This window comes from Pontibacter sp. HJ8 (assembly GCF_054824225.1).
In genome coordinates, this window is record NZ_JSYF01000029.1 from 1 (window position 1) to 10,831 (window position 10,831).

The window sequence follows — 10,831 nt, forward strand, 5'->3', positions numbered from 1 at the left end:
TCAACAATCAACAATCAACAATCAACAATCCCACCTTACAACTTCACCAGCCTTTCGGCGGCCTGCCGCAGGGTGTCTTCGCTTTTGGCAAAGCAGAAGCGGAGGTAGTGGTGGTCGGTTTTGTTGTGGTAAAAGGCGGAAACCGGGACGGATGCTACCCCAATTTCTTTGGTCAGGCGGCGGGCAAAGTCAAGGTCGTGTTCTTGGGAGATAGGGGCATATTTCAGCAGCTGAAAATAAGTGCCTGCCGATGGTATCAATTCAAACCGCGATGGTCGCACCAATTCGCAGAACAGGTCCCGCTTGGCCTGGTAAAAATCCGGCAGCGAGCGGTAGTGCTCTTCCCTGTCCAGGTAATCGGCGAGGGCCAGCTGCAGCGGGGTGACCGTGCAGAAAGTAATGAACTGGTGCATTTTACGCAGCTCGGCTGTCAGGGCCGGAGGTGCAATCACATACCCGATCTTCCAGCCGGTGGTATGATAGGTTTTGCCGAAAGAGGAAATCACAAACGAACGCTGTCGCAGCGACTCGATCTGCAGTGCGCTCACATGCGGCTGCCCGTCAAATACCATGTGCTCGTATACCTCGTCACTGATGATCAGGATGTCTGTGCCATCGGTGAGGTTGGCCAGCGTCTGCATGTCCTCCTGTGACATCACGGCCCCTGTCGGGTTATGCGGCGTGTTGAGGATGAGGAGCCGGGTGCGGGAAGAGATATTGCGTTTCAGCAGATCCCAGTCTATGTGAAAGTCCGGCAAAGCCAGCGGCACATACACGGGCACGCCACCCGACAGCCGGATGGCAGGCGCGTAGCTATCGTAGCAGGGTTCCAGCACCACCACCTCGTCTCCGGGTTTTACCACGGCCGTAATGGCCGCGAACAGCGCTTCTGTCGCACCCGAAGTCACGGTTACTTCCTGGTCCGGATCGGGCCGGTAGCCGTATACTTTCTCCGTTTTCTCACTGATCTTATGGCGCAGCGCCGGCATGCCCGGCATGGGGGCATACTGGTTGTAGCCCTCCTGCATATACTTGTTGACAAGTGTGATGAGTTCTTCCGGACAATTGAAATCAGGGAAGCCCTGCGATAAATTGATCGCCTGGTGCTCATTAGCCAGCGCCGACATCACAGCAAAGATGCTGGTGCCTACGTCAGGCAGCTTACTGGTTGGGTAGTTGATCATATCCGGGTGAATTAGGACAAACGAAGATAGTACTTGCAACGAATATAGCAAGGCGAAGTTTATCGCAGTACCTCCGCCACGAGCTGCTGCAGCACAGGCACCGCGTCCTGCTCAAACCAGGGATGCCGTTTCAGCCAGAACTGGTTGCGCGGCGAAGGGTGAGGGAGCGGCATGTACGTCGGCAGGTAGTCTGCCCAGGCGGTCACTGTTTCTGTTAAGGTCGGTTTGGCAGAAGCTCCCAGAAAGTAGTCCTGTGCATACTTGCCCACCAGCAGTGTCAGCTGTATGTCAGGCAGCAAAGGTAGCAACTGCCGGTGCCAGTGCTGTACGCATTCGGGGCGGGGAGGCAGGTCACCGCTCTTGCCTTTGCCAGGATAGCAGAAGCCCATCGGTACAATGGCGATTTTGCTCTCGTCATAGAAGATCTCTGGCGAGACGTTCATCCACTGCCGCAGCCGCTTGCCGCTCTGATCGTCCCAGGGGATACCGCTGGCATGCACCCGGGTGCCCGGCGCTTGCCCCACAATCAGCAGCCGGGCCGAAGGCGCAGCACGCAGCACAGGCCGCGGCCCCAACGGCAGCTGCTCCGCGCAGATACGGCAGGCCCGAACCTGTTGCAGTAAATTTTCGAGTGGCTCCATCTTGTTGCGTGATAAGGACAAAGGTACAAACATGCGCTTAATCAATTGCGCTGACAGAAGTATAATCGCTTTATATGCAGCACAAAATACACTTTCTCCTTCTGCTGCTGGCTGCTCTGCTGCTCCCTCTCTCCGGGAAGGCACAGGAAGCTGTGCGGTATAAGAATGCTTTTACAATGAAATTTTTTGGCCTGTCGGTGCACCTGCGCGAGACACAGTGTCCAGATATATTCCGCAACAGGCCGGATACAAAAGGGTACCTGGTGTTCAACTATGGCGGGATAGCCGGGTACGACCGCTTTGTAGTGCGCGATGTCATCAGTGTACGGGTAGAGCAGGGATGTATGCTGACTGCGCCTCGCTGCTGGCCGGATTCTCTCATATCGGGTTACGCAGGCAGATCTTCCGGACAGGCAGGCATTCGCTGAACGGTGGCCTGGGCTCTACGCTGGTGTATCGCCGCGACTAGAACCAGGTAGAGGGCTATGAAGACGATGGCTACTTCAACCGCAGCCAGAAGTGACAGTACAAATTCTACTGGTATGGAGGCGAGTCTGAGTACAACTACCAGCTCACGCAGCAAAGTGATCTGTCTGTCAACCTGGTGCCAGGTATACCGGAGCTGGTGTCTTTCGGGGTAGGCCTCAGGGGGCGCTTTTAAAGGCAATGCACCTGAAGCCCGTTTGGTTTATAAGCTTCAGGGGCATTGCCGGATGTGCTTTGGCTTTACCATCCGCGCTCATCCCAGTCTCTGTCACGGCGGCTCAGGCCCCGGTGCCGCTGCTCCCGCAGCGGGGGCAGGTGCTCGGATTGCTGCCAGCGGTCGCGTGCGTGCTGGTTGTCGGGGTGATAGTTGTTGTCTTCGCTGTGCCATTCGCGTTGCTCCTCGTGGCTGTGCTGGTTGCGGTGATCATCTGAGAAGCCATGCTGATGCCTGCTTATCGCTTCCCGGGTCTGGTCCTGTTGCCTGTGTTCCCTGTTGTCCGGGTGCTGCTGCTGTCGCTGTATACGGCTTTCCTCATAATCACGTCTTTCCCTGTCATGCATAAAGGGTTGGGGCTCTTCCCAGCGGCTTCTGAAGTTTTGCTGATGCCCATAGTCTTCGCGCCAGGGGCGCTCGTGCCGGTGCTGCGGCCTTTCATGCCGCTCATGATGTCTTTCTTCTTCCTCGTGATGCATCTCTTGTTGCTTTTAAAGGTAAAAAAATATGCTTCAGGTATAGCGCAGGGTTGTGCTGCCTCTACTCGCAAGTATAGGCAGGCGGGTGCCCGGCAGTACACCGAACTTGGGTTTACGAACTGGGTTTAGCGGATGTTCCTGAGAAGTATAGGAGGCAGCAAAAAAGAAGCCCGTCCTGTACAGGGCGGGCTTCTTTTTATTTGATCTACTACCAAAGTAACCTAATAAAAATTTATACGCGTTATCTGCGGTAACGTTGGCTTCGGTCGGTGTCATCAAAGTAATTATCCTTGCCGCTGTCTGTTTCATCGGCCCAACGCGGCCCACCTTCGTAGCCCCGGTCAAAGTTCCTGTCCTGGTAGGGCTCGGAACCGTAACGCTGTCTGCTGCTCAGGTTTTCTGCGCGCCTGTTGCTCTGATTTTTGCTTTGATACTCCGTGTCATCCGCATGCATGATGTCGTCCCAGGTATTGCGTACCTTTTCAAAAAAGCCACGGTTGTCGGTGCTTTTAGGGGCCTCATCAGGGGAGTAGCGACCTTCACGGTACCAGTTGTGGGAGCCGCTACCATACCGGAAGTCTGTTTCCTTGTAACGGCTGCGGGTGCCGGGGCCCTCGCGCCACAGGCTGTCCTGCGAGGTAGGGGGCTCGTTGTAGTTGCCGGGCAGGGAACCTCCCTGGCTGGGCTGGCGATAATTTTGCTGGCTCGGGCTGCCGTACGTTCTGTCACCGTGGTTGAGGTAGCGGTTCTCGTTGCGGTATGCACTGCCAGGCTGGCTGCCGTAGTGGTCGCCTAAGCGGGCACCTTCATCTACCCGATAAGACGTATTACTGCTTCCTCCTCTGGGATGATCCGTGCTTCGCGGCTGGTGCCCTCTGTCCTGGGCGCCTCTCGGGCTGGGACCGGTATGGAAGAAGTTGCCTTCGTCCCATTTCTTCTCCGGCTGTCCGCGGTAACCGTAGCGGGTTGGTTGTTGTTGCTGGTCTTTCTTATATAATTCCCGGCCTATACGCTGGTTATCAGCTCCAGTGCTGCCGTAGTTTTCATCTCGGTTTTCCATAATTCTATTCTCTTTTAATCCGTTCTACTTAGCAACCGCACAGAGCGGTTGCTATTTTTTACGGGTTCCAAATGCTATAGTTGGCAAAGAATAGCTGTAAAAGAGAAGAGGTGCTCCTGGGACGGGCACCTCTTCAAGAATTATGCGATAGGGAAGAAACCTAAAAATACTCTTCCATGATTTCCCGCACATCACCTTCTGCCAGTGGCTTTGAATAATGCTTCCGTACTTCGGGATAATTCTTGAGCCGCTCCAGATCGTAGAAGCTGGCCGAAGAGGTCAGCATCAGCATGACTGTGCGCAACTTCTTCTCTTCGTCGAATTTTTGGTATTCATCTAAAAATTCGAATCCGTCCATGACCGACATTTTGATGTCTACAAAGATGAGATCCGGGCGGGGATGACCTTCTGCACCGCTGAAGGCCTTCACCAGGTAATCCAGTGCTTCCTCACCGTTCGTGACAACACGAATGTCTTCAGCAACCTCCATGCGGGCCAGCAAGCGGTGGTTGAGGTAATTGGTGGTGTCATCGTCGTCGATCAGAAGTATAGTTTTTACTGATTTCATAGTTTTAGCTTAAAACTCCTTTTACAAATTACACCCTTTTTTGTTTAAAGTAAAGGTAAATATCCTGCTTTCTCATGATGCCTTCTTCGCCAGGGCTTCGGCGCTCTGCCTTGCCTTTACCAGATTGGTCACCTCTATCGCTGAAACCATGATGCCCTCTATCTGATTTTCGCTGTCAAGCATCGGCTGGTACTTGAAGTTAAAGTAGGCATCTTTGCGCGTATTGTCCATCGGCTCATCTATCTGGATTTTAAACTCATTGATGTGAACGGTTTTGCCCTTGCTGTATACCTCCTCCAGCAGGTCAAGGAAACCAAGCGGCTCCAGCTCCGGCCAAAGCTCGCGGGCCGGCTTGCCGATGTAGTTCCTGTTGCCAAATATTTTGTACACGCCGGGCGTAATATAGCGGCAGGTGTGGTCGGGCCCCTGGAACACACACAGGTGTACTGGTGAGAGGCGCAGCATGTTTTCCAGGCGCTGGTCTTCGCGGTTGCTTTGCTCCAGGCTCTGTTTTTGTTCCTCTATGTCTGTAAAGGTGCCCATCCAGAGGGTGATGTTACCGTGCGCATCGTGCATGGGTACGCCCCGCTCCAGAAACCAGCGATAGGTGCCGTCAAAGTAGTTACGGATGCGGTATTCTATTTCAAAACCCTGGCCGCCGGCAATCGCATTATGCCAGCTGGTGAGCACAGTAGCAGAGTCTTCGGGATGTATCACACTGATCCAGCCCTCTGTCTGACCGGGCTTCATGCCGGTATAGCTATACCAGTTGTCGTTGAAAAACAATATCTTACCATGGGGAGTCGCCGTCCACGCCATGTGCGGGAGTACGTCCAGCAGGTGGTGGAACCTGGCATCGCTTTCCTTCAGTGCTTTCTCCGTATCCTTGCCTTGTGTGATGTCAATGATAGAACCGATGGTGCGCACCGGCTTGCCGTGGTTGTCGTACACCGTGTAGCCCTGGTCCAGAATGTAGGCGTACGTACCGTCGGCTTTCCGGAAGCGGTACTCTCCGGTCCAGGTGGTTTGCTGCTGCCGGATGGCTTCCTCTATACTTTGCTGTACTGCCTTAAAATCGTCGGGATGTACGCGGGCATCCCAGGATTCACCGCCGGAGCCCATTTCTTCCGGCGTATAGCCGAATAACTCCTGCAGGCCTGCTCCCCACGTCATCTTGTTGTTCAGGATGTCGTATTCCCAGGCCACTGCTTTCATGGCATTTGAGAGCAGGTTGAGGCGTAGCTGGCTTTGCTGCCAGCTGGCTTCATTGAGCACCTTATCTGTGATGTCGCGTGCTTCGTGTATGATGTACTGCACCTGGCCTTGCTCATCCAGTACCGGTACATTGGTTGAGCTCCAGTACCGCTCTTCAAACCCGCCGCCCTGTTCGGGGGGGAGGGGAATGTCATAGCGAAAGGTGGGCACCGTGTGCTCTTGTTTATATTTCAGGACATGATTCAGCGACTGAAGGCCCAGTTCTTCAGAGTTATGGAGCGGGGTGGCCGGATTGTTGGGGAAAATGCTGAAAATATACCTGCCTTCCAGATTTTCGCGGGAAACCAGCGTGTTCCGGAGGTAGGCATCTGTGGCGTCTACTATGTTCAGTTCGGGAGACAGTAGTAGGTACAGGCCCGGGAGTGCCCGAAAAACAGAGCCAAATGCCGGGGCGGATGTTGTAAAATTTTTCTGCACAGGAGAAGAAAATATCTAAGTGTTGTTTTCGTAGCGGTGGATAGCTTCTAAAATACTAAAATTAAGCCGGAAAATTGCCATAAAGATCAGGTTAAATGGCTGCGGGTATAGCTCGTGTAATTGTAATGTGCTGGATACCTGATATTTGCTGATCAATCACGCAAAGCCTGGCAGGTTGATTGTTTTCACCGGAATGTATGATTGTGCAGGTATGCAGGCCCGTATTAGGATCCAGAGCGCTCTATATTATAACTGAAAAGACACCGGCCAGCGTATAGTTGCAGGCGGTGTCTTTTCAGTTATTTTCCTGTACGGGAGTGCGCAGAGGGCGAAGGCTCAGGCAGAGGCGGTCGCTGCCACGCCAAATCCCTCGAACACCTCACGCGCATCGGCTATACCTTGTATGTCCTCTACAATGACGATGAGCTTGTTCTTGGCTTCCTTCAGGCGGGAGCGGCGCGAATGCTGCTGCACGTACTTGAGGATGTTGCCGAAGGTCTCAGACTGGAAGTAGGCATCGTTGTTTTCGCTGGGCAGGTAGCCTTTCATCACCTCTTTTTTGATGGTGAGCTTTTCGAAGCCCAGTTGCTGCGCCTGCCAGCGCAGCTTCACGATTTCGACCAGCTTCTGCACTTCTTCCGGCAGCGGCCCGAACCGATCCACGATACTTGCCCGGAGCTTCTCGAGGTCCTGCAGGTCTTTGGTGCTGTCGAGCTTGCTGTAGAGACTCAGGCGCTCCGAAATGTTGCTCACATACCAGTCCGGTATGAGCACCTCCATGTCGGTCTCGATGTTACAATCGCGCACCGGCTCTATGAACTCGGCCAGGTTGTCTTTCAGGAACAGGTCCCGGAACTCGGTTTCCTTCAGTTCCTTGATCGCATCGTCGAGTACCTGGTGGTACATCTCAAAGCCAAGGTCACTGATGAAGCCGCTTTGCTCGCCGCCCAGCAGGTTGCCGGCCCCGCGTATATCGAGGTCGCGCATGGCAATCTTGAAGCCTTCGCCGAGGTCGGAGAACTCTTCGAGCACGCTCAGGCGCTTGCGGGCATCGATTGGCAGGCCGGCTACAGGTGGTGTGAGCAGGTAGCAGTACGCTTTTTTGTTGGAGCGGCCCACACGGCCCCGCATCTGGTGCAGGTCCGAAAGGCCGAACATGTGCGCGCGGTTGATGATGATGGTGTTGGCGTTCGGGATGTCGAGGCCGGATTCGATGATGTTGGTGGACACGAGCACATCGTATTCGCCTTCCACAAATTTCATCATGCGTTTCTCCAGCAGTTCCCCGTCCATCTGACCATGCGCAAACGTGATGCGGGCATCCGGCACCAGTTTGAGAATCATGTTGGCAATCTCATCGATATCCTTCACGCGGTTGTGCACAAAGAATACCTGTCCGCCCCGTTTCAGTTCGGCCATCACCGCATCACGAATCAGGATCTCATCAAACACATGCAGCTCCGTTTGCACAGGCTGGCGGTTGGGCGGCGGCGTAGCGATCACGCTCAGGTCGCGGGCACCCATCAGCGAGAAGTGCAGCGTGCGCGGTATAGGCGTAGCCGTCAGGGTGAGGGTATCTACATTGATGCGCATCTCCTTGAGCTTCTCCTTCGTCTTCACGCCAAACTTCTGCTCTTCATCTATCACTAGCAAGCCCAGGTCTTTGAACTGCACGTCCTTGCTCACGATGCGATGCGTGCCGATGAGAATGTCCACTTTGCCTTCCGAAACCCGCTTGAGGGTGTTCTTGATGTCCTTGGCTGTTTTGAAGCGGTTGATGTAGTCTACCGTGACCGGGAACTGCTCGAGGCGGTCGCGGAAGGTTTTGAAGTGCTGCATGGCCAGTACGGTAGTCGGTACCAGCACGGCCACCTGCTTGCCGTCGCAGGCCGCTTTGAAGGCCGCGCGAATGGCTATTTCCGTTTTGCCGAAGCCCACATCGCCGCATACGAGGCGGTCCATCGGGTGCGGCTGCTCCATGTCAGCTTTCACATCCTCCGTCGACTTGGCTTGGTCCGGGGTATCTTCGTAGATGAACGACGACTCCAGCTCGGCTTGCAGGAAGCCATCCCGCGTGTAGGCATACCCGGGAGCGGCTTTGCGCTTGGCATATAGTTGGATGAGCTCGGCAGCGATGTCCTTTACCTTGCTCTTTACTTTTTTCTTTTTGTTTTCCCACTCCGGCGAGCCCAGTTTGCTCATGGTCGGCGGGCCGCCTTCCTTGCCGCTATATTTGCTTATCTTGTGCAGCGAGTGGATGGAAACATAGAGCAGATCGTCATCGCGGTATACCAGGCGGATGGCTTCCTGCAATCGTCCACCTACCTCTACCTTCTCTAGTCCTGCAAAGCGGCCTACGCCATAGTCGGTGTGGGTAATGTAGTCGCCGGGCTGCAGGGTGCGCAGCTCCTTCAGCGTCATCGCTTTGGATTTGGAGCGGCCTTCTTTAGCCTTGTGCTGGTAAAAACGGTCGAAGAGCTGGTGATCGGTATAGCAGGTGATCTTGAGTTGATCATCAATGAACCCTTCACGCAGCGACACAGCCAGGTGCTGGAATCGCATGTCGTGGTCCAACTCATCGAAGATGGTGGTCAGGCGGTTGATCTGGCGGGGCGAATCAGTGGCGATGATGTTGACAAAGCCTTTGCTCTGCTGCTCGTGCAGGTCCTTTACCAGCCGGTTGAAGTCCTTGTTGAACGACGGCTGGGGCTTGGACTGCAGCTGCAGCACCTCGGCCTCCCGGAAATGGAAGCGCTTGCCAAATTCCACCACGGTATACCTGTCGAGCAGCTTTTTAAACTGCTTCTGCGTCTGGAAGAGCTGCTCCGGGTCCGACACGATCTGGGTGCCGCCGCTGCCGGCCATCAGCTTTTCAAAAGCATGCGAGGCCTTGTCGAAATATTCATCGATCACATCCAGCGTCTGCCGCACATCCTTGAACCAGAGGGTGGTGTTGCCGGGCAGAAAGTCGAGGAAAGCCTCTCGGGTTTCCTGCAGCAGTTTGGTCTGTACGTTGGGTATGATGGAAATCGATTTCTTTGTCTCCACGGACAGCTGCGTGTCGGGGTCGAAGGTGCGTATGCTTTCTATTTCGTCGCCGAAGAGCTCGATGCGGTAGGGCAGGTCGTTAGCGTAAGAAAACACATCCACGATACCCCCGCGTACGGCATACTGACCTGCCTCATACACAAACTCTGTCCGCTCGAAGCCATACTCGGCCAGCATTTCGCTCAGAAAGGTGGTATCCAGCTTTTCGCCTACTTTGGCGCCCAGCGTGTTCTCCACCAGCGATTTTTTGTTGATCACTTTCTCCGTCAGGGCTTCAGGGTATGAGACTATGAGCTCCCCCTTGTCGGATTTGGTGTTGAGGCGGTTGAGCACCTCGGCCCGCATGAGGATGTTGGCATTCTCGGTATCGTCGAAGCTGTAGGGCCGCTTGTACGAAGTCGGGAACAGCATGACCTCCTTCTCGTCGCCGAGCAGGTTTTTGAGGTCGGTATAGAAATAGGCCGCCTCCTCCTTGTCGTGCAGCACGAAGAGTTGATGCTGCGAATTCAAGGTATAGACGGCCGAAGCCAACACGGCGTCGTGGCTGCCTGCCATGCCCTTGAGCTGCAGGCGGTAGGGTTTATCCGCTTTGAGGCGCTCGGCGATGGTTTGCACCACGCTGTCGAGGCGGTAAAGCTCTAAAAAATCAGTTACTTTCATTCAGTGCTATCACAAAACAACAAATGCAGAACACAGGACTTTTGGATAAGTCGCGTTCTGCTGTTTCTTCTTTACAAAGATACTACAAGATAATGTTTTATCAGAACAGGATGGAGGGGGAGAAGGTTGCGGTGGAAGTTTTAGATTTTGAAAAAACATACAAGTTATTATTACTTTTATTGTTTGTACTTTTAGAATATAATACTTGACTCTTTTAGATGGTGATTATGAAAACAACTTTACTTCGATACCGATTAACGGAGCCTTTGGGCTTAGGAGTGAGAATATGTGCGATCATTATCGCGATCGGAGGGCTTGCTCTATGCACTACACAGCCATTTGCTGGGGCAACACTCATAATCGCAGGCATCTTCCCGTTTCTATACTTTAAGTGCCTTGAAATCGACTTGGAGAAAGGTACCTATAGCGTCGGAGTAAATGTATTAGGGTATACAATCGGGGAGAAGGAGCCTTATCCAGGAGCAAAATGTATCTTTCTGAAGAAGAACAGAACCATCCATCAGCCTTCAAGACACTCCTGGAGGCAGACCGTTTCCACTTCCTTTGATGGTTACCTCTGGTTAGAGGACGAAACAAAAATTTTATTATCTAAGGAGATCAAAAAAGAAATTGCTTTGCTCAAATTAGAGCCCTTTGCGCAGGAACTTCAGATAGAAATAAAAGATCTGACTGCTCCATTATCTCAAGTTTAGCGCCAGCGCAAGTGGTGGCTATACTTTTCCAAAATATCAAGCTGCCTACCATCCCTCTGTAGGGACAGGTCGCGACCTGTCCGAAT

At 53.5% G+C, this 10,831-nt stretch carries 9 protein-coding genes; 2 read left to right on the forward strand and 7 right to left on the reverse strand.

What is annotated here, in order from left to right; translation table 11 throughout:
- Positions 1 to 35 precede the first annotated feature (35 nt).
- The gene (locus tag OB13_RS01490) at positions 36 to 1,184 is read right to left on the reverse strand and encodes a pyridoxal phosphate-dependent aminotransferase (protein WP_461488373.1); all 1,149 of its coding nucleotides are present in this window, start codon (positions 1,182 to 1,184) and stop codon (positions 36 to 38) included.
- Positions 1,185 to 1,243: 59 nt separating this feature from the next.
- Positions 1,244 to 1,858 (reverse strand): uracil-DNA glycosylase family protein, encoded by a 615-nt coding sequence (locus OB13_RS01495; RefSeq protein ID WP_461488374.1) that lies wholly within the window; start codon positions 1,856 to 1,858, stop codon positions 1,244 to 1,246.
- Positions 1,859 to 1,899: 41 nt separating this feature from the next.
- On the opposite strand from OB13_RS01495, the gene OB13_RS01500 reads away from it, so the two are divergent.
- The gene (locus OB13_RS01500) at positions 1,900 to 2,253 is read left to right on the forward strand and encodes a hypothetical protein (protein WP_461488375.1); all 354 of its coding nucleotides are present in this window, start codon (positions 1,900 to 1,902) and stop codon (positions 2,251 to 2,253) included.
- A 298-nt stretch (positions 2,254 to 2,551) separates the two neighbouring features.
- Here OB13_RS01500 and OB13_RS01505 read toward each other — a convergent pair whose 3' ends face one another.
- The 5 genes from OB13_RS01505 to mfd all read right to left on the reverse strand — a co-directional run bounded on the left by OB13_RS01505 (position 2,552) and on the right by mfd (position 10,032).
- Entirely contained in the window at positions 2,552 to 3,004 is a 453-nt protein-coding gene (locus tag OB13_RS01505) for an acyltransferase (protein ID WP_461488376.1), read from the reverse strand.
- A 241-nt stretch (positions 3,005 to 3,245) separates the two neighbouring features.
- Complete coding sequence (locus OB13_RS01510; RefSeq protein ID WP_461488377.1) at positions 3,246 to 4,064, reverse strand: hypothetical protein; 819 nt, start codon at positions 4,062 to 4,064, stop codon at positions 3,246 to 3,248.
- Positions 4,065 to 4,224: 160 nt separating this feature from the next.
- The gene (locus OB13_RS01515) at positions 4,225 to 4,632 is read right to left on the reverse strand and encodes a response regulator (RefSeq protein ID WP_461488378.1); all 408 of its coding nucleotides are present in this window, start codon (positions 4,630 to 4,632) and stop codon (positions 4,225 to 4,227) included.
- Positions 4,633 to 4,704: 72 nt separating this feature from the next.
- On the reverse strand, positions 4,705 to 6,324 hold the full coding sequence (locus OB13_RS01520; protein ID WP_461488379.1) for a PAS domain-containing protein: 1,620 nt from the start codon (positions 6,322 to 6,324) through the stop codon (positions 4,705 to 4,707).
- A gap of 336 nt (positions 6,325 to 6,660) precedes the next feature.
- Positions 6,661 to 10,032 (reverse strand): transcription-repair coupling factor, encoded by a 3,372-nt coding sequence (gene mfd / locus OB13_RS01525; RefSeq protein ID WP_461488380.1) that lies wholly within the window; start codon positions 10,030 to 10,032, stop codon positions 6,661 to 6,663.
- A 227-nt stretch (positions 10,033 to 10,259) separates the two neighbouring features.
- Between mfd and OB13_RS01530 the strand changes: the two genes are divergently transcribed.
- A complete protein-coding gene (locus OB13_RS01530; RefSeq protein ID WP_461488381.1) occupies positions 10,260 to 10,745 on the forward strand; it encodes a hypothetical protein in 486 nt (161 codons plus the stop codon).
- The last annotated feature ends 86 nt before the right edge of the window (positions 10,746 to 10,831 follow it).